This window comes from Stenotrophomonas sp. 220_Sma (assembly GCF_056487375.1).
Genome location: NZ_CM151348.1, coordinates 59,274 through 86,119 on the forward strand (window position 1 = coordinate 59,274; position 26,846 = coordinate 86,119).

Consider the following 26,846-nt stretch of genomic DNA (forward strand, 5'->3'; position numbering starts at 1 on the left):
CGACGGCCGCCGGTCATCCGGCGGCCCGAAGCGGCGCTATGCTGGGCGCATGAGCCGTCTGCTGCGCCGCCTGATCAGCCCGACCCCGCCCGCCACCGTACAGCGCGACACCGTTCGCCTGCGCCTGGAGGATGCCGAGATCGAGGTGCTGCGCGTGCGCGATCCACGTGCGCGCCGCATCAAGCTGAGCGTGGACGAGCGCGGCGCACGCTTGACCCTGCCGCCGCGCGCAAGCCTGGTGATGGGCGAACGCTTCCTGGAACAGCACCGCGACTGGCTGGCACTGCAGCTTCGCCAGTACCAGGGCCAGGGCCTGCCAGCACCGCTGCAGCCGGGCGAAGACGGCGTGCTGCCCCTGCGTGGCGAACTGCTGCCGCTGCGCTGGCAGGAAGGCCGCTACGCGCGGCTGGAGATCGACGCGCACGGCGCCTGCGTGCAGTGGCCGACCCGCGGCGGTGATGCCACCCTGCGCCGCCTGCTGCGCGAGTTCTACGAAGCCCAGACCCGCGCCGACGTCGGCCGCTGGCTGCCGAAGTACCTGCCCACCCTGCCGCGCGCACCCAGCCGCCTGCGTCTGAAGGTGATGTCCTCGCAATGGGGATCGTTGGCCCCGGACGGCAGCATGGCACTGGACCTGGCGCTGGTGCTGGGCCGATCCGAGGCGTTCGAGTACGTGCTGGTGCACGAACTCTGCCACCTGATCCAGCCGAATCACTCACCCGCGTTCTGGCACGAAGTGGAACAACGCTTCCCCGCCTGGCGCGAACAGCGCGATTACTTCCAGCTGGAAGGGCGACGCTTGAAAGCTATGCTCCGCCAGCTGCTGTAGAGCCGAGCCTATGCTCGGCTAACGCGCGTAGCGCGGATATTCAGCCCTCGCGATCAACAGCAGCCGAGCATGGCTCGGCTCTACAAAAGCGCGCGCAGCGCGCGACCCGCTTTCGCTCCTGCTCTTCTTTCTTTCTTCCGTGGTGGGCACACCGGAAACTGTCGAAGGACGGGATGGGTGGGATTGCGGGGGTGTCCGCGGCATGGATGCCGCGGCCAAGCCCCCATGGATGGGTTCACGGCGTCCCCCGCAATTCCACCCATCCCGGCCAACCTCATGACCGCGCAGGCCCCACCCACCACGAGGGGCTCAGCCGTTGGCCGAAACCCTCACCCCGCCCGCAGCGCCACCGCCGCCGCCCACCGCGCCGCCACCCGCGGCGCCGTAATGCACACTGCCTGATCGGTCACCGTCGTCACCGCGCGCTCCAGCAGCTGGATATCCGCCTCATGCTGGCGCGCCACATGCGGATCCTCGAAGAAGATCGCGCGCTGGCAACGCCCCTCCAGCACCCGGTCGGCAATCTGCGCATCACCGCCCATCGGACCGCTCTGGTAGCGCGTCACCCACGGCGTATCACGCGGCCAGCCCCGGCTCCAGGCCAGCTCGTTCAAACGCTGGCCGGTGGTCCCGGTGGCCACCCGCTCACCGAACCGGGCCAGCACATCGAAGTGCTCATCGGCGAAGGCCAGCATCGCCGGCTTCATCGCATCGTGCGCGATCAGCGCCAGTGTCTGGCCTTCGAACGCATGCAGGTCGTCGGCGCCGGCATCGGCTGCCAGCCCGGCGTGGACGCGCTCCACCTCCACCCAGTCGCGTGCGGTGGCTACGGTCGAAATGAACGGCTTGCCGTGGATCACGCACTGCCGCTTGAGCGCGGTTGCTTCCGGAAACACCGAGGATGGATCGACCGGGTCGATCAGGTAGATCGCGCCATCCAGTGTCCGATCCGGACCCATGCCAACGACTTCGGCGACCAGCTTCATCAGGCCACCCTCGCGTCCGTAGGGATAACGGTGCAGGCCCGCGTACCCGGTCAGGAAGCCCTGCCGTTCGATCGCGTCATGGGTGCGGCCGACCGCATGCAGCGACACGCCCAGCTCGCGCAGGCCGGCCTCGCTGCTGCGCAGCCAACGGAACAGCGCAGCGCGCGCGTCGTGGTGATGAAGACGGTTGGCAGCCAGGCCGATGCGCATCGAACGCTCCGCAGGTACGGGTGAAGGCGGCAGTGTATGTCGGCATTCCCCCATCTGGATGCTTTTACAACTTTCTTCATTGCCGTCGGCCCGGGCGTCGATAGCGTGGCAGGCAGCGGTACCGCAGCGCGGCCGTTCCTTCCGCCCGCGAGATGAGGATGCCTACCGTGAATGTCGCCGGCTTCCCGGCAGCCATTGCTGTCATGGCCAGCCTGCTGCTGCCTGCCGCGGCCTCCGCCACGGGCTGCAGCACACCGCTGCGCATCGCCTGGCCGTCCGACCGTGCTCCTTTGTCGTCCAGCGAACAGGGCGAAGCCCGGGGGCTCGGCGCGGCGTACCTGAAGCTGCTGGGCGGGCAACGGCCACTGCAGCTGTTGCCCGTGCCGGCCACCAGCGTGGACCGGGACGAGCTGCCGGCCGGCACCCAGGCGCTGCTGGGATGGCCACGCTCGCAACTGCCTGCCGGATGGGTGGTCAGCACGCCCTACCTGCAGCTGCCACAGGTGATCGTGCGCCGGGAGGATGCGCCGCCGGTGCTGGGCCTGGAAGATCTACGTGGACGCATTGTGGCCAGCCCCAGCCGGGTGCCGCTGCAGGGGCTGCTGGCCGAGCAGGCAGCGGGTGCACAGCTGCTGCCACCGGCAGCGCTGGACGATGCACTCCCGCTGCTGGGCACCGGATTGATCGATGCGGTGGTCGCCAACCTCGGCGACGTCGAGGCGGCGTTGCGCCGCTACCAGGGCGATGCACTGCTGATCGCCGCGCCGGCCGGTTTCGATGATGCCCTGGTGCTGGCGACCACGCCCGCCTGCGCCGATGTCATCGCCGGCTTCGAACAGGCGCTGTCGCAGCTGACCGATACCGAACGCGATCAGATCCGCGCGGCCTGGCTGCCGGACCGGCCGCGCAACGCTCCGTCATCGTCGCCCCTGCGCTGGCTGGTGCCGGCCTCGCTGATCCTGCTCGCCCTGGCGCTGGTCCATGCCTTCGGCTACTGGCGGGTCCATCGCGAGAGCGTGCGCCGCCGAGGGGTGGAGCAGCGCCTGCAGGAGGTGACCGCGAACCTGCCGGCGGTGGTCTACCAGGCGCGTCGTTCGGCGGGCGGCCACTACAGCTTTCCGCAGATCGCCGGGGACGTGCAGGCCCTGTTCGGAATCAGCGTGGAGACCGCGCGGATCGATCACCAGCGGTTGTTGGCCGCGGTCCACCCGGAAGACCGTAACCAGGTGATGGCCTGCGTCGAGATGGCTGCATTGGCGCGTGGCCCGATCGACGTCACCTTCCGCACCCGCTCGCCACAGGGCTGGCGATGGGTGCGCTCGCATGGGCGGCCGTTGTCCTGCGACGACAGCGACGTCGAGTGGAGCGGCTACTGGATCGACGTCAGTGAGGTGCAGTCACGTACCCGCGCGCTGGCCGAAGCGCGCCGCGAGGCCGAGCAGGCGGCACAGGCCAAGGCGCACTTCCTGGCAACGATGAGCCACGAGATCCGCACCCCGATGAGCACGCTGCTGGGCATGCTCGAACGGCTGGCGGGCAGCAGGCTGGAGGCGCGCCAGCAGCAGGTGCTGGCCACCGTCGATGATGCCGCGCGGATGCTGCGGCAGATCCTCGACGATGTACTGCACAGCCAACGCCTGGAAGGCGCACCACTGCAGCTGCGGCCCACCGACCTGGCGGCACTGGTGCGCGCGGTGCAGCAGCTGCTGATGCCGGTGGCCGCCAGCCGAGGCCTGCACCTGCAGATGGTGCTTGATCCGGAGATGCAGCCGGGATCGCTGGCCGATGGCCTGCGCCTGCGCCAGATCCTGTTCAACCTGGCCGGCAACGCGTTGAAGTTCACCCGGCACGGCCACGTGGAACTGCAGGTGCAGGTACTGCAGCAACGTGACTGGGGCCAGCGGCTGCGCCTGCAGGTAAGCGACAGCGGCGTGGGCATCAGCGAGGAGCGCCAGCAGGCGGTGTTCGCTGCCTATACCCAGGCGGAGCGCTCGACCACGCGGCGCTTCGGCGGCAGTGGGCTGGGCCTGGCGATCTGCCGCGAGCTGGCGATCTCGATGGGGGCGGAGCTGCAGCTGCGCAGCTCACCCGGGAAGGGCACCACGGTGTGGCTGGATCTGGACCTGGATGCCTGTGAGGCACCCGTGGCCGCGCCCGCGGCGGCGGTTGCCGACGAGCGTCCATTGCCGGCGGCGCGCGTGCTGATGGCTGAAGACCATCCCACCAACCTGCATCTGCTGGAGCAGCACCTGTGTGCGCTCGGGCTGCAGGTCCACGCCTGTACCGATGGACGGTCGGCGCTTGAAGCATGGCAGGCGCAGCCGTTCGACCTGGTCATCACCGACTGCCACATGCCGGGCATGGATGGCTTCGCGCTGGCACGGGCGATCCGTGCCGACGCCTGCCCGGCGCGTGCGCAGATGCCGATCATCGCGCTCACCGCCAGCGTGATGGAAAGCACCCGCGAAGCCTGTCGTGCGGCTGGCATCGACCACTTCCTGGCCAAGCCGGTGGAGCCGCACGCACTGCGGGCGCTGCTGGCGGCATTGCTGGTACCGGACTCAGTGGGCCAGTAACCGCACGATGCTGGCGGCGGCATCGCGGCCTTCGGCCACGGCGGTCACCACCAGGTCAGCACCGCGCACCGCGTCACCACCGGCGAACAGGCGCGGATGCGCGGTCTGGAATGGCAGGCGGTCCTTGCCGCCGGCCACGATGCGGCCGTTGGACTGGCCTTCCACGCCCAGCTCGGCCAGCCACGCCGGCACGCTCGGCGAGAAGCCGAAGGCGATGATCACCACGTCCGCTTCCAGCAGCGATTCACTGCCTTCGATCGGCACGGCGTTCTGGCGGCCGTTGGCATCGGGCTCGCCCAGCCGGGTTTCCACCACGGTCACGCCGATCACTTCATCGTCGGCGCCGGCTTCGATCGACAGCGGCTGCCGGTTGAACAGGAAGCGCACGCCTTCTTCGCGGGCATTGGCCACTTCGCGCGCGCTGCCGGGCATGTTGGCTTCGTCGCGGCGATAGGCGCAGGTGACCTTGGCCGCGCCCAGCCGCACCGCGCTGCGCACGCAGTCCATGCCGGTATCGCCGCCACCGAGCACCACCACGCGCTTGCCGTTGAGGTCGGGCAGGGCAATGGTGTCTTCCCAGCCGGCAATCGGCCGGCCCTTCGGGTCATCGCCGCCAACGATGCGGCTGTTCTGCACCAGGAACGGCAGGGCCGGCAGCACGCCCTTCAGGTCCTGGCCGTCGAGGCCACCATCGGTGTAGCGGTAGGCGCCGGTGCCGACGAACACCGCGTCGTGGGTATCCAGCAGCTGCTGCACGCTGAGGTCGCGTCCGATCTCGACGCCGAGGCGGAACTGCACGCCCATGCCCTCCAGCACTTCGCGGCGGCGGTGGATCACGTCCTTGTCCAGCTTGAAGCTGGGAATGCCGAACTGCAGCAGGCCGCCGATCTGCTCATAGCGGTCGTAGACCACGGCGGCAATGCCAGCGCGGGCGAGGCGATCAGCGCAGGCCAGGCCGGCCGGACCGGCGCCGATCACCGCCACGCTGTGGCCGCTGGGCTGCACCGCGCCCAGATCCGGGCGCCAGCCGCTGGCCAGCGCGGTATCGACGATGTACTTCTCCACCGCACCGATGGTGACCGCACCGAATTCCTCCAGCGTGCAGCTGCCCTCGCACAGGCGATCCTGCGGGCAGACCCGGCCGCACACTTCCGGCAGCGGGTTGGTGCTGTGGCACAGCGTGGCGGCTTCATGGATGCGGTTCTCCTGCACCAGCTGCAGCCACTGCGGAATGGCGTTGTGCACCGGGCACTTCCAGCTGCAGTAGGGGTTGCCACAGTCCAGGCAGCGGCCGGCCTGGTACTGGGCGTCCTCCTTGCCGAACTTGCCATACAGCTCGCCCCAGTCGCCGGACGTGCGCAGTTCCACCGGAATGCGCTGCGGCATGGTGCGGGGCAGATCGAGGAACTGGAAGGCGTGCTTGCGGCTCATGGCGGGCTCTGGAATGCGGGGGGGAACGTTGCCGGCCAGCGGCCGGCACTACGTGATCCTGGGATGCCGGCCAGCGGCCGGCACTACCGTTACGCGGCGCGTCGCAGGGTTTCGGTCAGCGACTCGATGCTGGCGGCCTTCGGTTTGACCAGCCAGAACTTGCCGATGTAGTCGCGGAACTCGTCCAGGATCTGCTGCGCCCAGATGCTGCCGGTCAGCTCGCGATGGCGGCCGATCAGGCGGTGCAGGTGCTGGCGGTAGTTCTCGAAGCCTTCGGCGGACACGCGATGGATGTCGATCAGCTCGTGGTTGTAGCGGTCGACGAAATCGCGGTCGACGTCCAGCACGTAGGCCAGCCCGCCGGTGAAACCCGCACCGAAGTTCAGGCCGACCTTGCCCAGCACCAGCACCACGCCATCAGTCATGTACTCGCAGCAGTGGTCACCAGCACCCTCCACCACCGCCAGCGCGCCGGAATTGCGCACGGCGAAACGTTCGCCGGCACGACCGGCAGCGAACAGTTCACCGCCGGTGGCACCGTACAGGCAGGTGTTGCCGATGATCGCGGTGCTGCGTGCCTCGAAGCGGGCGCCGCGCGGCGGACGCACCACCAGTCGGCCGCCGGCCATGCCCTTGCCGACGTAGTCGTTGGCTTCGCCTTCCACTTCCAGGTGCAGGCCGCCGACGTTGAACGCGCCGAAGCTCTGCCCGGCACTGCCGCGGAAACGCAGTTCCAGCGGCGCCTCGGCCATGCCCTGGTTACCGTGTGCGCGTGCCACCGCACCGGCCAGGCGGGTGCCGATGCTGCGGTCGGTGTTGTGGATCAGGAAGCGGTGTTCGCCACCGCGCTTGTGTTCGATGGCCGGGGCCAGCAGGCCGTCCATCTGCGTGGCCAGGCTGTCCGGCGATTCGTACAGGCGTTGCGCCGCGCAGTGGCTGCCCTCGTAGCGGCTGTCGGCCAGCAGGCGCGACAGATCCACGCGCACGCCGTCGCGCGGCGCGGCGTCGATCTGCCGCAGCAGGTCGGCGCGGCCTACGATTTCTTCCAGCGAACGCGCACCCAGGTACGACAGCCAGCCACGCACTTCCTCGGCCAGCAGGCGGAAGAAGTTCTCCACGCGCTCGGGCTGGCCGGTGAAGTGGTTCTCGCGCAGGCGCTCATCCTGGGTGGCAACGCCGGTGGCGCAGTTGTTGAGGTGGCAGATGCGCAGGTACTTGCAGCCCAGCACGATCATCGGCGCGGTGCCGAAGCCGAAGCTGTCCGCGCCCAGCAGTGCGGCCTTGACCACGTCCAGGCCGGTCTTCAGGCCGCCATCGGTCTGCAGCAACGTGCGCCCGCGCAGGTCGTTGGCCAGCAGTGCCTGGTGTGCTTCGGCAATGCCCAGTTCCCACGGCACGCCGGCGTAACGGATCGAGCTGACCGGTGACGCACCGGTACCGCCGTCATGGCCGGAGATGGTGATCAGGTCCGCACCGGCCTTGACCACGCCGGCGGCGATCGTGCCGACACCGGCATGGCTGACCAGCTTCACCGACACCAGCGCGGTCGGGTTGACCTGCTTGAGGTCGTAGATCAGCTGCGCCAGGTCTTCGATGGAATAGATGTCGTGGTGCGGCGGCGGCGAGATCAGGCCGATGCCCGGCTTGGCATAGCGCAGCCGCGCGATCAGTTCGTTGACCTTGTGGCCGGGCAGCTGGCCGCCTTCGCCGGGCTTGGCGCCCTGCGCGACCTTGATCTGCAGCACTTCGGCGTTGACCAGGTATTCGGCGGTGACGCCGAAGCGGCCCGAGGCCACCTGCTTGATCTTGCTGCGCTTGGCGGTGCCATAGCGGGCGGGATCCTCACCGCCTTCGCCGGAATTGCTGCGACCACCGAGGCGATTCATCGCAATCGCCAGCGCCTCGTGTGCCTCAGGGGACAGTGCACCCAGGCTGATCGCCGCGGTATCGAAGCGCGGGAACAGCTCGCTGGCCGGCGCCACGTCATCGAGTGGTGTCGGCGCAGCGGCCGGCACCAGTTCCAGCAGGTCGCGCAGTGCCGACGGCGGACGCGCGTGCACGGCATCGCAGTACTGCTGCCAGGCACGCGGATCGCCGCTGCGCGCCGCGCGCTGCAGGGTGGTCACCACGTCCGGGTTGTACATGTGGTACTCGCCGCCGTGCACGTACTTCAGCAGGCCGCCGACATCCACGTCCTGCTGCGCGTCCCAGGCCTGCGCGCACAGCTCGCGTGCGTCGGCATCCAGGCGCGCGAAACCGGCACCACCGATGCGCGAAGCGGTATCCGGGAAGCACAGGTCCACGACTTCCGGTTCCAGGCCGATGATCTCGAACAGCTGCGCGCCGCGGTAGCTGGCCACGGTACAGATACCCATCTTCGAGATGATCTTCGACAGGCCCTTGTAGACGCCCTTGCGGTAGCGGCGGCCGATCTGCGACTGCTCACCGCCCTTGCTGAGCTTGAGGATGCCGCGTCGGCCCAGGTCGAACAGGGTCTGGTAGGCCAGGTACGGATACACCGCCGTGGCGCCGAAGCCGAGCAGGCAGGCCATGTGGTGCGGGTCGCGCGCGGTGCCGGTCTCGACGATGAGATTCACGTCGCAGCGCAGGCCCAGCCGCGAGAGGTGGTGGTGGATGGCGCTGGTGGCGAGCAGGGCATGCACCATCGGCCGTCCGGCCACCGGGTAGCGGTCAGACAGCAGCAGCATCACCATGCCGTCGCGCGCGGCCTGTTCGGCCTCGGCACAGATGCGCTCGATGCCGGCGCGCAGGCCCTCGTCTTCGCTGTAGGACAGGTCGAGCAGGCGGTTGGCCTGCACGTACTGGTCCATCTTCAGCAGCTGGCGCAGCTTGCGCTGGCTCAGTACCGGCGAGTTGAGGATGACGTGGTTCACCGTCTCCGGGCCGGCGTGGAAGATGTTGGTCTCCTTGCCGAGCTGGGTGGACAGCGACATCGCGCAGTCTTCGCGCAGCGGGTCGATCGGCGGGTTGGTGACCTGCGCGAACGCCTGGCGGAAGTAGTCATAGAGCGGACGGCTGCGCTGGCTCAGCACCGCCATCGGCGTGTCGTCGCCCATCGAGCCAGTGGCTTCCTGCTCGGTCTCGGCCAGCGGCCGCAGCACCTGTTCCACTTCCTCGCTGCTGAGCTGGTAGAGCTTGTGGTAGCTGCGCAGCGTGCCTTCGTCGAAGGGTTCCTCCACCAGCGAGGGATCGATCAGTTCGGTCTGCAGGTAGGTCACGCCCTGCTGCAGCCATTGCTTGTACGGCGCACGACCGCGGTTGATGCGATCCACCGCATCGGAGTCGAGCAGGTCACCGCGCTTGAGATCGATGGCCACCATTTCGCCGGGGCCGAGCTTGCCCTTGCGTACCACGCGCTCGGTCGGCACTTCCCACACACCCGCTTCGGAGGCGACCAGGAAGTGGCGGTCGGCGGTCAGCATCCAGCGCGCCGGGCGCAGGCCGTTGCGGTCGAGGGTACATACGGCGTAGCGGCTGTCGCAGGCGACGATGCCGGCCGGGCCATCCCACGGCTCGCTGTTGAGCCCATGGAACTCGTAGAAGGCGGCCAGGTCCGGATCCTTGAATTCGAGCGACTGGGTGGCCGGCGGCACCAGGATGCGCAGCGCCTGGATCAGCTCCATGCCACCGGCCACCATCAGCTCCAGCATGTTGTCCAGGCTCTGCGAGTCAGAGCCGTGCATGGAGATGACGGGGTCGAATTCACCGATATCGAAGCGCGGCGTCTTCCACACCTTGCTGCGCGCCTGCGCCCAACGCCGGTTGCCTTCGATGGTGTTGATCTCGCCGTTGTGGGCGAGCATGCGGAACGGGTGCGCCAGCGGCCAGCGCGGTAGCGTGTTGGTGGAGAAGCGCTGGTGGAACACGATCGCGCTGGAGGCCAGCTCGCGGCGCTGCAGGTCCGGGAAGAAGCGGCTGAGCTTGTCCGGCAGCACCATGCCCTTGTAGCTGATCGCATCCGGGGTGAGGGTGGTGACGTAGAAGTCGGCGTGTTCGCGCAGCTGCTGTTCGCTGCGGCGACGGGCCAGGAACAGCGCCAGCGCGAAGCCGGCATCGTCCTGGCCGATGCCGGCGTCGACGAACACCTGCTCGATGCGCGGCAGCGTGTCGCGCGCCAGCTGGCCGCAGACGCTGTCATCGGTGGGCACCTCGCGCCAGCCGGCGACCTTGCAGCCGACCGCTTCCACCTGCGCCTGCAGCTGCGCGCGGCAGGCCTGCGCCGCGTCGGCGTCGTGCGGCAGGAACACCAGGCCGGCGGCGAAACGCGCAGCGACCGCGATGCCGGCTTCGCTGGCCAGCAGTTTCAGGAACGCATCGGGGCGGCGCAGCAGCAGGCCGCAGCCATCGCCGGTCAGGCCATCGGCGGCGACACCGCCACGGTGGGTCATGCGCGAAAGCGCGGCGATGGCGGTATCAACCAACAGGCGCGATGGTTGATCGTCGAGCTGGGCGACCATGCCAAATCCACAGGCATCGCGCTCGGAGCGCGGGTCGTAAAGCCCTTGGCGGTTGCGGGGGGCCATCTCTACCTCGATGCGGAATGAATTGAACGGGGACACTCAAGCCCGCTCAATCCTTGGAGCGCATCGTGAGGCCACCGGATGCCTCGACTAGATCACAGGTTGCTGCAACGCCGCAATACACGGTTGCAGGTGCAACAGAACGCGCCGGCAACCCAGTGCCGGCGCGGGGCCGGACTCAGCCGCAGCGCGCGCCGCTGACGGCGCCCTTGGCGTCCACTTCGATGTTCAGGCGGTCGCCGAGGAACTCCATCGTCGCCACGTCGTTGGGCTTGAGCACGCGCACCTGGTTGGCGCCGGCATCTTCCTGCGCCTGCTTGCCCAGCGCGTCGGTGTAGGTCTGGCCGACCAGGCTCTGCACCTGGCTGGCATCGCAGGTGCCGACCGGCGGAGCCTCGGTGGCCTTGCCGGCTTCGTCGGCCGGCGCCTTGGCGGCTTCGGCGGCCTGCTGGGCGTGGGCCGTGGCCGAATCCTGTTCATCCAGCGCCGGTGCCTGGCAGGCGGTCAGCGCCAGCACGGCCGGCAGCAACAGGGCGGAGAGCGAACGGGCGCGAATCGGGAACGACATCATGACTCCGGAAGGGGTTGTGAAGACCCGAGCATAGCGGCGAACCGGCCCTCACGTGTTTGTCTTGTGTTATCGACAGGATCGCGGCATGGCGACGGCGACACTACCGACATGCCAACCCCCTCCACCCCCGAACGACAGGCCGCGCGCGCGGCCGGCCTGCGCTATGTCGATGACACCCAGCCGGGCATCAGCCGGCGCCGCGCCGGCAAGGGTTTCAGCTACCGCGATGCCGATGGTCACGCGATACGCGACGCCACCACCCTGCAACGCATCCGTGCGCTGGCGATTCCGCCGGCGTATACCGCCGTGTGGATCTGCGCGTACGCCAACGGCCACCTGCAGGCCACCGGCCGCGATGCACGCGGCCGCAAGCAGTACCGCTACCACGCCGACTGGGCCAAGGAGCGCGACGCCGGCAAGTTCGACCGCATCATCGCCTTTGGCGAGGCTTTGCCTACGCTGCGGCGGCGGTTGTCGCGGGATCTCAAGCGACCTGGGTTTCCGCAGGAAAAGGTGCTGGCCATGGTGGTGGCGCTGTTGGTGGACACCCTGGTTCGGGTTGGCAATGAAATCTATGCACAACAGAACCGTTCGTTCGGACTGACCACACTGCGCAACCGCCATCTGGAACTGCTGCGCGGCGGCCGGGTGCGCATGCGCTTCCGCGGCAAGTCCGGGCAGCTGCAGGAGGTGACCGTGGGCGACCGCAGGCTGGGGCTGCTGGTGCGGCGCCTGCAGCAGCTGCCGGGGCAGGCGCTGTTCCAGTACCGCGATGACGACGGTGCGCTGCAGCCGGTGGATTCCGGCGCGGTGAACGACTACCTGCGCGAGGTGATGGGCGAGGACTTCACTGCCAAGGATTTCCGCACCTGGGGTGGCACGGTGGCGGCGGTGCAGGCGTTTGCCGCCACCGAACTGCCGGAACCGGCCAGTCAGCGCGCGCTGGCGCAGGCGCAGCGCGCGGTGGTGTGCGAAGTGGCATCGCTGCTGGGCAACACTCCGGCGGTGTGCCGCAAGGCCTACATCGACCCGTGCGTGTTCGCCGGCTGGGAGCGCGGTGAACTGGCCAAGCTGGCCGGCCTGCGTGGGCCGCGCCAGTGGGAACAGGCCACCCTGCGCGTGCTGCGCAGGGCGCGCAGGCTCAGCCGCAGTAGATCGCAGTGATGTTGTTGGTGCGGCCCTTTTCGATGGTCAGGCGGTCGCCGCCTTCGCTGGCCGGCGGTACCCGCGGACCGTCATGGCGCAGCACCCGTACATGCAGGCTGTCGCTGTCCACGCGTGCGCGGGCCACGGTGGCATCCGAAGCGGCCAGGCCCAGTGCGCCGCGCACCATGTCGCTGTGGCACTGCCCGGAAATCACGCCGTCGATCGGCTGCACCTGGGCCATCGGTGTGCTGCTGCAGGCGGCGAGGGCGAAGCAGACGGCGGTGGTGGCGATGGCATGTTTCATGGTGGCGTTCCTTGTGTGGTTGCGTGCAGCGTGCGACGTCGCACGTGGTGGCGGAATGAATACCGTGCACATCGTGGACACGGTGCGCTCACTGCCGCCAACAGCATAGGTGGAGACACTGCAGGCGCGGCGGATGCCGCCCCGGGTAGTGCCGGCCGCTGGCCGGCAACCCCATTCCCCCCCGAGGAGACCTGCATGGCCACCGCCAAGAAGCCCCCCGCCCGCCGCAAGGCATCGCCGAAGGTGCGCAAAGGCAGCACCGCAACCAAGACCGTCGCCGACCCCGATCGCCCGCGCGTGGTGAAGACCGCAACCCGCAAGGCGGCTGCCAGCGATCCGCGGGCAGCGCGCGTCGCGGCCCGGCAGCGGCGCCTGCAGGACCAGGAAAAGGCCAAGGATGTGCGCGCGGCAAAGAAGGCAACAAAGAAGACCGCGACCCAGGCAGGCGCACGCCGTCAGCCGGAGGCGATGCCGGCGCAGCAGCTGGCCAAGCCCGGGCATGAACACGAACTGGAGCTGGCGCCGCGTTTCCTTGCACCGGACTACACCGGCAGCGGCAAGCTGCAGGGGATGCGTGCGATCGTCACCGGTGGCGATTCCGGCATTGGCCGTGCAGTGGCGGTGCTGTTCGCACGCGAAGGCGCCGATGTGGCGGTACTGCACCTGGACGAGGCCGAGGACGCGGACATCACCCGCCAGCACGTGGAGCGCGAAGGCGGCCGCTGCGTGGTGATCGCCGGCGACGTGCGCGATCCGCGCTTCTGCAACAAGGCGGTCAAGCAGGTGGCCAAGGCGTTCGGCGGCATCGACATCCTGGTCAACAATGCCGCGTTCCAGCTGCATTGCGAGCGGCTGGAAGACCTGGAAGACGCGCATCTGCAGGAAACCCTGCAGACCAACATCGGCGGTTACATACGGATGGCGCGCGCGGTACTGCCGCATCTGGGCGAGGGCGCGAGCATCATCAACACAGGATCGGAAACGGGAATCTTCGGCAGCAAGGCGCTGATCGATTACTCGGCCACCAAGGGCGCGATCCATGCGTTCACCAAATCGCTGGCGAGCCAATTGCTACCACGTGGCATCCGGGTCAACTGCGTGGCGCCGGGACCGGTGTGGACGCCGCTGAACCCGGCCGACAAGCCGGCGGAGGACGTGGCGGAGTTCGGCAAGGACAGCGACATGGGGCGGCCCGCACAGCCTGAAGAACTGTCGCCGGCCTATGTATTCCTGGCCTCGCCGGTCTGTGCCAGCTACATCAGCGGGGTGATCCTGCCGGTGATGGGCGGTCCGCGCGGCTGACGCACCGATTCTGCCGGAAATGGCCGTCGGCGCGGCCGATGCTCCGGTAGGCCGGCCGCTGGCCGGCAGCCTCAGGGCACGGTCACCGCAGGCGCATAGAGATCGGCAATGCGCGGAATGAACTGCTGTGGATTGGCACCGACCAGGTTGGTCAGCACCACTACCGCCACGCCGCGGTCGGGGTAGACGATGAAGGCCGATCGCGCGCCACCGATGCCGGCCACCTGAAGGTCGGGCGATGCGCGCAGCACCGGCCAGCCACCCGCCCATGGGCCGGCACGGCCATCGGTGAGGCGCTCTGCGGTCCACATCCTCTTCCGAGCTGCATCCTGAAGCAGGCGCCCGTCGGTCAGCGCGACCAGCCAGCGCGCGGTGTCGTCGGCGGTGGTGAGGATGCCACCACCGGCCCACAGTGAAGGCGGAATGTCGTAGAACCAGTGCGACAGGCGCGGCGGTGCATCGGCTGCGTCGGTGGCACGCGGGGCCAGGCTGTACATCGTCGCCGCATCCGGAATCAGGTCGTAGCTGTCGCCGAAGGTGGTGCGGGCCATGCGCGCGCTGCTGAACTGGCCGGTGGCGAGGAAACGTTCGTAGGGCATGCCGGATTGCTGCGCGATGATCCGTGCCAGCAGTACGTAGTTGGTCTGGTTGTAGGCGAAGCGCTGCCCGGGTGCGGCTTCGGCCGGCCGCGCAGTGACGGCTGTCCACGCCTGCGCTTCGGAGCCACCGCCCAACAGCCCATTCGCATCAAGGATGTCCGGAAGGCCTGAGGTATGCGCAAGCAACTGGCGTACGCGTACGTCTCTCCACGCTGCCGGAAGATCATCCAGGTAACGCGAGGTCGGCGCGTCCAGATCCAGCTGCCCCTGCTGGGCCAGCTGCGCGGCAGCCACGCCGGTGAACGCCTTGGTGGCCGAATTGAGCGGAAAGCGGGTGTCGCGCGAGGCAAGCACACCGTTCTCGACATTGGCCAGGCCGTAGGCCTCGGACAACACGATCTGCCCGTCTTTGATCACCGCGACCTGCAGCCCGGGAATGCGCTGCTCCAGCATGATCTGGCGGATCAGGCGGCGGGTCTGGTCGTTGGCCTGGTCCTGGCTGGCGGAGATGGCGGCGAAGGGCAGGGCAGTGATGAGCATGAGCATGACTCGAAGCGTTGGGCGGAACATGCGGGATTCCGGCGGGGCGTCGAGGATCGGATGCAGCGGGTGCGTAAAAGGTTTAAGCAGTACCTGCGCTGCGTGGCAGGTACTGGTTGTGCGCGCGGGGCGTGCCTGCTGCGGTTAGCGGATCCGGGAAGGAGACCTTCCGAACTGCCGCTTGAACGCGGCACTGAAGCTGCTGGTATGGGCGTACCCGGCCACGCTGGCCGCCACGTCCACTGACACCCGTCGTTGCAGCAGGGCATCGTGCGCCCGTTGCAGGCGCAGTGCACGCAGCCAGGCGGCGATGCTGCTGCCGTGCAGCTGCTGGAAGGTGCTTTGCAGGTCGACGGCGTTGGTACCCAGCCTGCGCGCCATCTGGTTGATGGTCAGGCCATCGGCCTCGCCGCTCTGCAGCCACTGTTGCAACTGGTCCACGCAACGCCGCAGATGTGCGCTGGGGGCAGGCGCCTCGCGTTCGGCGATCACGGATCGAACCACGCTCGCCGCGACCTCCAGCGCAAAGCTCTCGCGCTGCAGGCTGGCCAGCAGAGGCGGCTCCGCCGTTTCCGCCCCGAACAACGCTGCGGCCCGCCGCAGCAGTGGCGCAGGCGGTTGCCACGCCTGGTTGCGTGCGTGGCTCAGTCGCAGGCGGGTGAGTCCGGCCGATGCAATACCATCGAGCTGGCGCGACAACCAGTCCTGGCCGAGGTGCAGGCTGACCTTGGTTTCCTCACGACCCGCCTGCCAATGGCGCTGGAACGCTTCCTCCTCACGAAGGTGGACCAGCATCGCCGGGCTCCCGGTCCGGCGGCTGTCCATCTGCAGGCGCTGGTTGGCGATGACCACTTCGGCCTGCCCCTGCAGCAGGAAGCTGGCGGTGAGACCCGCAGGCAGGCAGTTCTGGCTGCGGCCGCCGACCATGTCCTGGCTGCGGCTGAGGTAGAGCACCAGGCCGCTGTCCATCGACTGCACCTGCTGCCAGCCGGCCAGCACCGGCAGCGCATCGGGGAGGCCCGATTCAAAGTCGACCCGGCCGCCCAGCGCGTGGGCGGCGCTCATCAGTTCGGCGCAGGAATAGACCTGCATGCAAGGCACCCGCGAATGCTGTCGTGGCTAAATTTTCTTTCGTCGCGCCTAAACTTTCAATGGTATTGCAAATTATTCTCATTTGCGGGGGCTCGCTGCCCCTTTCCCCTGTTCAGCAAGAAGGTCGATGGCGATGGGTCTGGTGATCAACGAGGCGGTGGTGCTGCGTGCCGTCTTCCATGGCGCGGTGGATGCGCACCAGATCCGGTACTGGCTGGACCGCGTGCAGGCGCTGATCGATGCCCACCGCCCCTTCTACTTCGTTGCCAGCACCGCGCCCGGTACCACCTTCTGCGACGATTACCGTGCCCTGCAGGCGGTCTGGTACAAGCAGTACAAGGCCGCCTTCCGGCAGTACTGCCGGGGCCTGGTGCGCATCGCCAGCGATGCCGCCGAGCAGCAACGGCTGGACACTCCGGCGCTGCATGCGGCGTGGGCCGTGCCGTACTTCGTCACCGCCGATGCCGGCGCGGGCATGCGCTGGATTGGCGAGCACCTGGAGCAGGCTGATGCGCACTGAGCGCGCCGCCGCTTCGCCGTTCGGCCTTGGGGTGATCGTCGCGCTGTACATGGCGCATGCCTTGCCCCTGTATTTCTACAACGTGGCGGTACCGGCCATCCTGCGCAGCCAGGGCGTGGATCTGCGCTGGATCGGCATGTTGTCGCTGCTTTACCTGCCGTGGGCGCTGAAGTTCCTGTGGGCACCGCTGGTCGACCGCTGGCATCTGCCGGCCCTCGGTCGCCGCCGCAGCTGGCTGTGGCTGACCCAGCTGTTGCTGCTGGCCGGGATCCTGGTGCTGGCGTTCACCGGCCTGGATCATGGCCTGGTCGTGTTCGTGCTGGTCGGCATGTGGATCTCGACCATTGCCGCCACCCAGGACATCGCCATCGACGGCTATACCGTGGAGGCGCTGGCGCCGGCCGAGCACCGGCTGGGCAGCATGGCGCAGAGCGTGGGCGTGGCCTTGGGCAGCATGATCGGTGGCGCCGGCGTGCTGTGGCTGTATGAAACCCGCGGCTGGAGCGTGGCCCTGCTGAGCCTGGCGGCAATGAGCGCACTGACCCTGCTGGCAGTGCAGCAGATCAATGAAACGCCTGCCAGGCCCGACGCGCCGCGGCCGAGCATCCTGCGTGCGCTGCGTCGCCCCGAACTGCGCTGGGCGCTGCTGCTGATCGTGCTGTACCGGCTGGTGGAAGCGCCGGCCATGGCGATGATCAACCCGCTGCTGGTCGACCAGCAGTTCAGCCTGACTGAGATCGGGTTGCTGATCTCGGTGGGCGGCGCCGGTACCGGCATGCTGGCTGCGGTGGCCGCCGCCTGGCTGCTCAAGCAGCGCCGGGCCGAGCAGTTGCTGATGCACGCTGGCTGGTGGCGCACCGTGTTGTATGTACTGCTGGCATTGATGCTTTACAGCGGTGCGATGGCGTCGTCACGGTGGGGCCTGGGCGCGCTGGTGATCGCGCTGCTGGCGCTGCGCTATGTGTCGATGACCAGCCTGTATGCCCTGTTCATGCGGGTCAGTTCGCGTGCCCAGGCCGGCACTGACTTCACCCTGCTGGTGTGCTTCGAGCTGCTGGTCAATTTCATCGGCGGCGCGTTGTCTGGCTTCCTCGCCAAGGGCCTGGGCTACCCCATCTACTACATCGCGCTGGCGGCAGTTTCGGCGCTCGGGTTGCTGCTGTGCCGGCCGCTGATGCGCCGCTTCGCAGCACCCACGAACTCCCCCTGATACGCAACGAGGACACCATGCGGCATACCGCAGCAACCCTTCCGCTGGCGATGCTGGCGTTGGCCATCAGTGGCCAGCTGGCGGCGCAGAATACGTCCGCTACGGCTGGCACCCGGCAACTGGATGCGGTGAGTGTCACCGCCGTGCGAGGCGCACGCAGCGTGGCCGAGATCGCCGGCACCGTGTATGCCATCGAGCGCGAGCAGATTGCCCAGCAGATCACCGCCGGGCGCAGCACCGCCGACATCCTCGGCCAGTTGGTGCCGTCGCTGGCGCCGGCCAGCGGGACCACCAGCAACTACGGCATGACCATGCGTGGCCGCAGCGTGCAGGTGATGATCGATGGCGTGCCATTGACCGGCGCACGCGATGGGTCGCGCCAGCTCAACAGCATCTCGCCGACCATGATCGAGCGCATCGAGGTGATCTCCGGCGCCACCGCGCTGTATGGCGCCGGTGCCAGTGGCGGCATCATCAACATCATCACCCTGCAGCCCGGTGAGCAGCCGGTGCAGCTGGCCAGCCAGTTCGGCCTGCGCAGCCCCTCGCATCTGTCCAGTGACACGCTGGCCTGGAACGCCGCGCAGACCATGACCGTGCGCGGCGATCAGTTCAGTGGCGCGTTCGGCTTCGCCTATGGCCGGCAGGGCGCATCGCTGGATGCGCATGGCCGCCGTATCGGCCCGGAGATCGCGCAGACTGATCGGCAGGACACCGAGACCCGCGAACTCAATGCGCGCTTCGACTGGACCCCGACGGACAGCCAGCAGTTGAGCGTGGGCGTGCGCTGGTTCGACGATCAGCAGGACAGTGATCATGGCCCCGACTATGGCCCGCGCCTGGCTGCGCTGTTCAACCCAGCATTCACGCCCAGCCACCAGGCGCTGCCCGGCCTGCAGCTGGAGGCGCAGCCACGTACCCGGCACCAGGGAGTGAATGCGCAGTACCGCAACCGCGATGTACTGGGCGGGCAGGAACTGAGCGTGGAAGCCTATTACCGCAACGAGCAGGGGCGCTGGTTCCCGTCGGTGTCGACGCTGGTGCACCCGGCACTGCGCGGTGGCTTCGCCTATGTGGCGATGCAGTCCAATACCGATATCGATGTGTGGGGCCTGCGCACAGCGCTGCACAAGGGTTTCGACGTGGCGGGCCGCAGCCTGCAGCTGTCGTACGGCGTGGACCACGAGCGCGAGCAGGACAGCCAGCGCGGGCAGATGTATGACATCAACCGCTTCATCGCCAGCAACGGTCTCGATTACCAGCCCACCGCGCAGTACGCGATGGGGCCGGACGTGCGCGTGGATACCACCGGCCTGTTCCTGCAGGCCGACCATTCGCTGAGTGAGCGCTTCAGCGTGCAGGCCGGCGTGCGCCACCAGATCCTGCGCAACCGCGTCGAGGATTCACTTCCCTACACCGAAGCGATCACCGCCGATGCCGTTGCCGGGTATCAGCCGCACCTGCTGCGGGGCGGCCGCGTGCGCCACTCGCAGACCCTGTTCAATGCGGGCGTGGTGTACCGGCTGGATGCATCGCAACAGCTGTTCGCCAACGTCTCGCAGGGCTTCAGCCTGCCCGACACCCAGCGCATGCTGCGCGATGTACCGGCAAGCTTCGTCATCGACAGCCGCAACGTCGGCCCGATCAAGGTCGACAGCTATGAGCTGGGCTGGCGCCGCAGCGATGCATCGCTGCAGAGCGCGGTGACCGCGTTCTACAACCGCTCGGACAAGACCGTGCAGTTCAACCGCGACTACAGCGTGTCGGTGGCCGACACCGATGAGCGCGTGTGGGGCGTGGAGGCCAACCTGCGCTACACACCGACGGCGCAGCTGGAGCTGGGCGCAAGCCTTGCCAGCACCCGGGGCCAGTACCGCGATGCTGCCGGACGTTGGCGTGAGCTCAATGCGTTCCGCGTTTCACCCTTGAAGGCGGGTGTGCATGGGCAGTGGCGCTTCGCCAATGACAGCCTGCTGCGCTTGCAGGGACAAGTGGTGGGCGGGACCGATCGTGCCTGGCGCGATGCGCCACTCGCAGCGATCAGTCCCAGCATCCGCGCTACCCCGGCGGCGAAGATCCACGGCTATGCGGTGTTCGACCTGATCGGCGAGCTGCCGCTGGCAGGCGGCCGCTTCAGTGTCGGCATCTACAACCTGGCTGATCGTGACTACCGCACGGTCTATGGCCAGCAGGCCGAGGCGACCTACGGGAAGATGTCCAGTCTGCCGGCGGCGGGGCGGACCTTCTCGATCGGGTATCGGGTGGAGTACTGAGGGGCACGCCCCCCTACCGTTCGTCGGCCCATGACTTCCGGGGGGTTGACTACAGTTGTCGTCACGCAGAAAGTGGCGACACGTGTAGTCAAGGGAGTGGTGTCATGCGTGGCAAGACGATCGGGGACCAGGAACTGGCCCTGCTGCAGTACATCGATGAACATGCGCCGGCCAGCGTCGGCGAGGTCGCCAGTGGCTACGGCGAGGCCCGTGGCCTGGCCCGGTCCACCGTGCTGACGATGATGGAGCGGCTGCGGGCTAAGGGGTATCTTCGTCGCCAGCAGCAGGACGGCGTCTACCGCTACCAGGCCACGCGTGGCCCGGAAAGCGTGCTGCAGGGTGCAGTGGCCCAGTTCGTCGACAACACCCTGCAGGGCTCGGTGTCGCCGTTCGTGGCCTACCTGTCGCAGCGCCAGCAGGTCAGCGACAACGAGCTGGCCGAGCTGGAAGCGCTGGTCGCCGAACTCCAATCGCGCCGCCACGAGGGCTGAGCCATGGACACCACGATGCTGATCCCGTTGTTGGAACGGCTGGGCTGGACCAGCCTGCAGACCGTGCTGCTGGTGGCCCTGGTGTACGGCGTGTGCCGCGCGCTGCCGTCGCTGTCGGCGGCCACCCGCTGCCGCCTGTGGTGGCTGGTGTCGCTGCAGGCCGTGCTCGGCCTGTTCTGGAGCCAGCCGCTGCAGCTGGCCTGGCTGCCGGCACCGCAGGCGGTGGCGATGACCGCCACTGACGTTGCCGCAGATCTGGTCTACCCGCTGGCGCCGGAAGCCTCGGCGCAGCTGCTGGCGACGATGCCGGTGCCTGCAGCGGACGTGCCGGCAGTGGCGTGGTGGGCCGTTGCACTGGCTGCGCTGTGGGCATCCGGTGTGCTGTTGATGGCCCTGCGCACCTTCGGTGAGTGGCGCCGCTGCAGGGCGCTGCTGGCCGCCGCCTATCCCTGCGAGGACGAAGCGCTGGTGCAGGCGCTGCAGCTGGCCTCCGATGCCCACGGCGTACGCCCTGCGCCGCGGCTGTGGATGAGCGCGCAGGTGGACGCACCGCAGCTGGTCGGGCCGTTCCGCCCGGTGCTGCTGCTGCCGGCCGGCGACAACGCCCTGCAGGGTGATGCGCTGGACCTGGCACTGACTCACGAACTGCAACACCTGCAGCGGCGTGACCTGCAGTGGGGCCTGCTGCCCGCACTGGCCCAGCACCTGTTCTTCTTCCACCCGCTGCTGCGCCTGTCGGTGCGCGAATACGCACAGGCCCGCGAAGAAGCGGTGGATGCGGCCGTGGTTGGCCAGCATGGCGCGAGCCGTCAAGCCTACGGTCGCCTGCTGTTGCAGCTTGGCGTGGCACCGCAGCCACACCTGGGCGTGGCCAGCGCCGCGCCGAACACCACCAGCCTCAAGCGTCGCCTGCTCTCGCTGCAGTCGCGCCGGTCTTGCCCGCGCATCCTGGCGATGGCGTTGACCGCTGTGGTGGTGCTGGTGGGCGTGGCGCCGATGCGACTGGTCGCTGCGCCGGTGCCGCCGGCCCCGCCCGCGCCGCCGGCCGCACCGAAGGCCGTGGTGCCGCCGCCGCCGAAGGCTCCGCCGGCACCTCCGTCGTCCGCGCGCGTTCCGGCGGTGCCGGTCGCGCCTGCAGCGCCTGCCGAGCCGGCCGATGCCGAAGAACCGTCCGGTCCTGACGATGCCGACGTGGCCTACGTCGAGGATGCCTCTGGCATGGATGAGGACCATGACGGCACGACCACCTCGACCACCTCGACCACCTCCATCACCACCTACGGTCGCCTCGATCTGGGCAAGCCGCCTCGAGAGGCCTTCGTGCTGATCGATGGCGATTCGACCTTCGCCAACGGCGGCATGGACGACGTGACGGTGGCCCGCAGGCAGCTCGGCAAGGGCCCGGCGTTGTGGTTCCGCCAGGGTGACAAGCGCTACGTGGTGCGTGACCCGATGATGATCCAGACCCTGCAGCGTGCCTACAGCGGCGCGGTGGATCTGGGCCGCCAGCAGAGCGAACTGGGCCGCCAGCAGAGTGTGCTGGGTCGCCAGCAGGGCGAACTCGGCAGGCAGATGGGCGAGATGGGCCGCCTGCAGGGCGAGGAGGCGCGTCGCATCGCACTGGCCGCCACCGAGGCTGCGCGCAGCGCGATGGCTGCGCATGACATCAACCGCGAAGCGGCGGCGGAAGCGGCGAAGGCGGCGCGCGGTGCGGCCCACGATGCAGCTGCTGCCGCGGAAGCGGTGAAGGCGGTGCGTGGCTTGACCGTAGACGTGGCCGGTGTGCGTGAGGCGGCGCGCAGCGTGACCAACGACATGGCGGGCGCACGCGAGGCCGCCGCCGAGGCACGTCGTGCGATGCAGGAAGCCCGCAGCGAGGCCGCGCAATCCGGCCGCACCCGTGACATGCAGCGCCTGGCCAGCCAGCAGTCTGAACTGGCCAGCCGACAGGCGGCACTGGGCAGCCAACAGGCCGCGTTGGGCGAGCGTCAGGCACGCGTGCATGCGCAGGCATCGCAGCAGGCACAGCAGGTGATCGCGCGCGCACTGGCCAGCGGCAAGGCCGAGCGCCTCTGAGCGGTAGTGCCGGCCGCTGGCCGGCAATGTGGGGTGCCGGCCAGCGGCCGGCACTACCCTGAGGCGATCAACCGCAGCTGGCGCGCTCGATGCGGTTCTGCGCATCCACCTGCACGGTCACGCGGTCCTGGCGGAAGTCCATGGTCACCGCCATGCCCGGCTTGACCACCCGTGCACCGCGCGCGCCGCTGTCAGCCACCAGTTTCTTGATCGTGGCTTCGTCGGCGGTCTTGCCGGTGAAGGCCTCCAGCGCCTCCGGCCTGCATTCGTGCGCGGCATCGGCCACGGGCGCTGGCGCGGGATCGTGGGTGGTGCTGCTGCCGGCGTGACTGCAGGCGGCCAAGGGCAGGATGGCGAGCAGGACCAGGGGATTGAGGCGCATCGTCGGGCTCCAGGCGTGGATGGTGGCGGCAGTGTCACCGCTGCCACCGTCAGGCTGCGTCAACGCCTACTGCCCGACCAGCGCCAGGGTTTCGCGCTCACGTTGTTCTTCCCGTACCAGCCGCTGCAGCAGCAGGGCCAGGGTCACCACGTCCTGGTGGTTGTGGTCGGCCACCCGGCGCAGGTTCACCGCGTCGCCGCCGCGCAGGAAGCGCAGCCATGCGCCCGGCGCTTCAGAACCGGGCAGGTCGTCCTCGCGCACCACGCGCAGCAGCTGGCGTTCGATGGTGGACAGCTTGCAGTTCTCCCACGTGCCGCGATAGCGGCGGCGGGTGGGATAGAGCAGGTCGACGTGATCCAGCGCGCTGATCGGGCAGCGCTGGCGGGCCAGCCGGTAGCGCGCCTTCAGCAGCGGCGCATCGTAGCTGCGGCCGTTGTAGCTGCAGAACACGGTGGACGGCTGCAGCCAGCGGGCGAAGGTGGCCAGCATCGCATCCTCGGCGGCCATCGTCGCCATCAGCAGCTGGCGGATGCGCAGGCCTTCGCCGCGTTGCGGGCACACATGCCAGTCGGCGGCACCGATCATGAAGGCGCGGGTGCCGGTGCCGCCGGCCAGGCCGGTGGTTTCGGTATCGAAGAACAGCAGGTCGAGCGGGGATACGTGTTCGCCTTCGCGGCGGGCGAAATCCAGCGACAGCGGCTGCGACGGAATCGGCTGTGGCTGCAGCGACTCGATCAGGAACAGGCCCGGTGCGATTTCCTCGCCGGGCAGCTGGCGATCCTGCGCGCTGGCGCGTGCCGGCGCGGCTCCACCCCGCGAACGCAGGCCGAGCAGGCGATGCAGGCTGCCCACTTCCGGCCGACGCAGCGGTGCGGGTGCCGGTGTGGAGGCCGCAGCGCCGGTCGGCTTGTGGCGGATTTCCTGTTCGACCCAGGCGAACACCGAACGCTCGGCCGGTGGTTGCCGCGCATCGTTGGCGGCCACCGGTGCCGCAGGTGCTGCGGGCGGCGGCTCGGGCGCAGCCGGCGTGACTGCCTTCGGGTCACCGGCCTGCTTCCGCAGCAGGCGCAGCTTGTCCAGGCTCAGGCTCACGGGGCCAGCAGCTCCATCGGATCGCGCGTGGTCACCACCACGTCGGGCACGTGCTGGCAGGCCTCGGCATCGAACAGGTCCAGCACGCGCAGCGCCAGCGCTCGCGGCGAGGTCTCATCTTCTTCCTGCGCGGCCAGCACCGGGCCCACGCAGGCCGGGCAGCCGGCCTTGCAGTCGCAGCGCTGCACCAGTTCGCGCGCGCGCTGCACCAGCTCGGCCTGGCGCTGCCACAGCGGCTCGCTGAGGCCGACGCCGCCGGGGAAGTTGTCGTACAGGTACACGGTGGGCACGAACTCCTGCAGGAGTTCGACAACGCCAGGATCCCCCTCGCTGCCGCGCAGCTGGCCGCGGCCGCTCTGGTCGGCGATCGCGAACCAGGAACCATCGCCGTTGCCCACCGACTTCTGCAGGTCACGCGCATCGGCCATCACCGCTACGGTGGCGACGATGTGCAGCGCATACGCGGCGCCGAGGAAGCCATCCAGCGCATCCTGCTTGCTGGCGAAGGCGCGCAGCAGCAGTGCCTGCGGTAGCTGCCACCACACCGCCGTGGTGTGCAGTTCCTGGTCGGGCAGGTTCACCGGGCCGTAGCCGATGTTCTCGTGGGTGTAGTAGCGGATCTTCTTGTAGCCGGCCACGCGGCGCACCACGTGCACTTCGCCATGATGCGAATCCCCCCGGCCGGCCACGCCGCCGTCGAAGCGGTCCAGCACCTTGAGCTTGGTGAAGTCGATGCTGTCGGTGTAGTAATCCACATGCGTGCGGGTGACATAGGCCTTGCGGCCGTCCCAGTCGAGCGTCTCCACCTGGTAGGGCGTGGACTGCACCATGTGGATGGCACCTTCATACAGGGTGAGTGCGGTAGCGGAATAGTCGACCTCGGCGATGATCTGCTGGCGGCCATCGCTGCGATCGACCACCACGAAGTTGCCATCGGCCACCGCACGCAGGCTGACCGCGTTGGCCGGGTAACTGTCGGCGATCCATTCCCAGCGTTCGCCCTCGCGGTGGATCACTTCTGTCTCTGCCAGCGCTTCCAGGAACACTTCCGGATCGATCGGGCCGAAGCCATCGCCAACCCGGAACGGCAGCTCGAACGCCGCGCAGCGGATGTGGTCGAACAGGATCAGCGGCTGGTCCGGCGCGATGCGCGCGTGCTCGGGCGAGGCCTCGGCGAAGAAGTCCGGATGCCGCACCACGTACTGGTCCAGCGGCTGCGAACTGGCCACCATCACGCCGAGTGCGGGCTGCTGGCGGCGGCCGGCACGGCCGAAGCGCTGCCAGGTGGCGGCCACGCTGCCGGGGTAGCCGTTGAGGATGACCACGTCCAGGCTGCCGATATCCACGCCCAGCTCCAGCGCCGAGGTGCTGACGATGCCGTCGATGTTGCCCGCGCGCATCGCACGCTCGGTCTCGCGGCGTTCGGTGGGCAGGTAGCCGCCACGGTAGGCGCGGATGCGCGGCGGCTTGCGCGGGTCGTGGTCGAAGATGTCCTTCAGGTACTTGGTCAGCACCTCGACCATCAAGCGGGTCTGCGCGAACACCAGGGTCTTCAGCCCGGACTTGATCGCAATGCGTGCGATGCGGTTGCTCTGCGAGCGTGCCGAGGCGCGCAGGCCCAGGTCCGGATTGATCACCGGCGGGTTCCACAGCAGCACCTGCTTGGGCCCACTGGGCGCGCCGGATTCGGTGATGGCGGTGACCGGTGCCTCGATCAGCGCTTCGGCATGGGCCTGCGGGTTGCCGATGGTGGCCGAGCACAGGATGAACTGCGGTTGCACGCCGTAGAACGCGCAGATGCGCTTGAGCCGGCGCAGCACGTTGGTGACATGGCTGCCGAACACGCCGCGATAGGTGTGCACCTCGTCGATGACGATGTAGCGCAGGTTCTCGAAGAACTGCGCCCACTTGGTGTGATGCGGCAGGATCGCCTGGTGCAGCATGTCCGGGTTGGACACCACGATGTCGCCGTGCAGGCGGATGGCCTGGCGCGCATCGCCCGGGGTGTCGCCATCGAAGGTGAAGGCCTTCACCCCGAGGTCGCCGGCACGGTTGAGCTCCAGCAGCTCGGCCACCTGGTCCTGGGCCAGCGCCTTGGTCGGGAACAGGTACAGCGCCTTGGCCTTGTCCTGCATCGCCGCGCTGACCACCGGCAGGGTGTAGCACAGCGACTTGCCGCTGGCGGTGGGGGTGACGATGGCCACGTGCTCGCCGCGCTGGCTCGCCTCCCAGGCCTCGGCCTGGTGGCTGTAGAGCTGTTCGATGCCACGCGCCTTCAGGGCGGCAGCCAGGGCCGGCGGAACCGAATCGGGAATGGGCGCATAGCGGCCTTCGCGGCCGGGAATGGCAAAGCTGCCGGTGATGCGGTCCTGGTAGCGGCGCTGCAGGCGCGCGCTGAGCAGGGCGCCGTCGCGGGCGGGCAGGCCATCGCGGGTGGCGAGCTTCTGCTCGGCATCGGCGGTGCGCTTGGCGAGTTCGTAAGCCATGGAAAGTCGAGCCGGGACGGATTGCGAGGGGTCACATGGCACCACACTCACGTCTCAGGATGTGAGACACCGCACACCAAGGGCATGAACCGTTCAGTGCTCGCGTCCCGTGGCGTCGCCGCATCTCCCCTGGCTGAACAGCTGCCCGTGCAGCAACGAAATCTGAAGCCGGCATCCGTATCCTTGGGT

At 68.6% G+C, this 26,846-nt stretch carries 19 protein-coding genes; 9 read left to right on the plus strand and 10 right to left on the minus strand.

Going from position 1 to position 26,846, the window contains the following annotated elements:
• Positions 1-49: 49 nt before the first annotated feature.
• Complete coding sequence (locus ACZLIB_RS00280) at positions 50-829, plus strand: M48 family metallopeptidase (RefSeq protein ID WP_032128692.1); 780 nt, start codon at positions 50-52, stop codon at positions 827-829.
• 329 nt (positions 830-1,158) lie between these two features.
• On the opposite strand, the gene ACZLIB_RS00285 is transcribed toward ACZLIB_RS00280, so the two are convergent.
• Complete coding sequence (locus ACZLIB_RS00285) at positions 1,159-2,025, minus strand: methylglyoxal synthase (protein WP_049461554.1); 867 nt, start codon at positions 2,023-2,025, stop codon at positions 1,159-1,161.
• A 167-nt stretch (positions 2,026-2,192) separates the two neighbouring features.
• Between ACZLIB_RS00285 and ACZLIB_RS00290 the strand changes: the two genes are divergently transcribed.
• A complete protein-coding gene (locus ACZLIB_RS00290) occupies positions 2,193-4,601 on the plus strand; it encodes an ATP-binding protein (protein WP_478469965.1) in 2,409 nt (802 codons plus the stop codon).
• Here the strand turns inward: ACZLIB_RS00290 and ACZLIB_RS00295 are convergent.
• From ACZLIB_RS00295 to ACZLIB_RS00305, 3 genes are all read right to left on the minus strand, one after another.
• Positions 4,587-6,032, minus strand: a complete 1,446-nt coding sequence (locus ACZLIB_RS00295; protein ID WP_164117970.1) for an FAD-dependent oxidoreductase — start codon at positions 6,030-6,032, stop codon at positions 4,587-4,589. The genes ACZLIB_RS00290 and ACZLIB_RS00295 overlap by 15 nt on opposite strands.
• An 89-nt stretch (positions 6,033-6,121) precedes the next feature.
• Positions 6,122-10,576 carry a glutamate synthase large subunit gene (gene gltB / locus ACZLIB_RS00300; protein ID WP_478468869.1) on the minus strand — a complete coding sequence of 1,485 codons (4,455 nt, stop codon included), beginning with the start codon at positions 10,574-10,576 and terminating at the stop codon, positions 6,122-6,124.
• A 175-nt stretch (positions 10,577-10,751) separates the two neighbouring features.
• On the minus strand, positions 10,752-11,141 hold the full coding sequence (locus ACZLIB_RS00305; RefSeq protein WP_004133799.1) for an I78 family peptidase inhibitor: 390 nt from the start codon (positions 11,139-11,141) through the stop codon (positions 10,752-10,754).
• A gap of 111 nt (positions 11,142-11,252) precedes the next feature.
• Between ACZLIB_RS00305 and ACZLIB_RS00310 the strand changes: the two genes are divergently transcribed.
• The gene (locus ACZLIB_RS00310) at positions 11,253-12,308 is read left to right on the plus strand and encodes a DNA topoisomerase IB (protein WP_478468870.1); all 1,056 of its coding nucleotides are present in this window, start codon (positions 11,253-11,255) and stop codon (positions 12,306-12,308) included.
• Here ACZLIB_RS00310 and ACZLIB_RS00315 read toward each other — a convergent pair.
• A complete protein-coding gene (locus tag ACZLIB_RS00315; protein ID WP_004153470.1) occupies positions 12,286-12,594 on the minus strand; it encodes a hypothetical protein in 309 nt (102 codons plus the stop codon). The genes ACZLIB_RS00310 and ACZLIB_RS00315 overlap by 23 nt on opposite strands.
• Before the next feature lie 195 nt (positions 12,595-12,789).
• Between ACZLIB_RS00315 and ACZLIB_RS00320 the strand changes: the two genes are divergently transcribed.
• On the plus strand, positions 12,790-13,896 hold the full coding sequence (locus ACZLIB_RS00320) for an SDR family oxidoreductase (protein WP_478468871.1): 1,107 nt from the start codon (positions 12,790-12,792) through the stop codon (positions 13,894-13,896).
• 71 nt (positions 13,897-13,967) lie between these two features.
• Here ACZLIB_RS00320 and ACZLIB_RS00325 read toward each other — a convergent pair whose 3' ends face one another.
• Positions 13,968-15,035: a serine hydrolase domain-containing protein gene (locus tag ACZLIB_RS00325; protein WP_478468872.1), complete on the minus strand. Its 1,068-nt coding sequence runs from the start codon at positions 15,033-15,035 to the stop codon at positions 13,968-13,970.
• A 144-nt stretch (positions 15,036-15,179) separates the two neighbouring features.
• Positions 15,180-16,127, minus strand: coding sequence for a helix-turn-helix transcriptional regulator (locus tag ACZLIB_RS00330; RefSeq protein ID WP_121504992.1), 948 nt, complete (start codon positions 16,125-16,127; stop codon positions 15,180-15,182).
• 127 nt (positions 16,128-16,254) lie between these two features.
• Between ACZLIB_RS00330 and ACZLIB_RS00335 the strand changes: the two genes are divergently transcribed.
• From ACZLIB_RS00335 to ACZLIB_RS00355, 5 genes are all read left to right on the plus strand, one after another.
• Positions 16,255-16,647, plus strand: coding sequence for a hypothetical protein (locus ACZLIB_RS00335; RefSeq protein ID WP_478468874.1), 393 nt, complete (start codon positions 16,255-16,257; stop codon positions 16,645-16,647).
• Entirely contained in the window at positions 16,637-17,857 is a 1,221-nt protein-coding gene (locus tag ACZLIB_RS00340; protein WP_478468876.1) for an MFS transporter, read from the plus strand. The genes ACZLIB_RS00335 and ACZLIB_RS00340 overlap by 11 nt, the downstream gene beginning before the upstream one ends.
• 17 nt (positions 17,858-17,874) lie before the next feature.
• A complete protein-coding gene (locus ACZLIB_RS00345) occupies positions 17,875-20,130 on the plus strand; it encodes a TonB-dependent receptor (protein ID WP_478468877.1) in 2,256 nt (751 codons plus the stop codon).
• A 104-nt stretch (positions 20,131-20,234) separates the two neighbouring features.
• Positions 20,235-20,621 carry a BlaI/MecI/CopY family transcriptional regulator gene (locus ACZLIB_RS00350; protein ID WP_004133922.1) on the plus strand — a complete coding sequence of 129 codons (387 nt, stop codon included), beginning with the start codon at positions 20,235-20,237 and terminating at the stop codon, positions 20,619-20,621.
• A gap of 3 nt (positions 20,622-20,624) precedes the next feature.
• On the plus strand, positions 20,625-22,697 hold the full coding sequence (locus ACZLIB_RS00355) for a M56 family metallopeptidase (protein WP_478468878.1): 2,073 nt from the start codon (positions 20,625-20,627) through the stop codon (positions 22,695-22,697).
• 67 nt (positions 22,698-22,764) lie between these two features.
• On the opposite strand, the gene ACZLIB_RS00360 is transcribed toward ACZLIB_RS00355, so the two are convergent.
• The 3 genes from ACZLIB_RS00360 to ACZLIB_RS00370 all read right to left on the minus strand — a co-directional run bounded on the left by ACZLIB_RS00360 (position 22,765) and on the right by ACZLIB_RS00370 (position 26,657).
• Positions 22,765-23,079 carry an I78 family peptidase inhibitor gene (locus ACZLIB_RS00360; protein ID WP_049461562.1) on the minus strand — a complete coding sequence of 105 codons (315 nt, stop codon included), beginning with the start codon at positions 23,077-23,079 and terminating at the stop codon, positions 22,765-22,767.
• Between the two features lie 66 nt (positions 23,080-23,145).
• Positions 23,146-24,171, minus strand: a complete 1,026-nt coding sequence (locus ACZLIB_RS00365; RefSeq protein ID WP_277778865.1) for a ribonuclease H-like domain-containing protein — start codon at positions 24,169-24,171, stop codon at positions 23,146-23,148.
• Entirely contained in the window at positions 24,168-26,657 is a 2,490-nt protein-coding gene (locus tag ACZLIB_RS00370; RefSeq protein WP_478468879.1) for a DEAD/DEAH box helicase, read from the minus strand. The genes ACZLIB_RS00365 and ACZLIB_RS00370 overlap by 4 nt, the downstream gene beginning before the upstream one ends.
• Positions 26,658-26,846 lie beyond the last annotated feature (189 nt).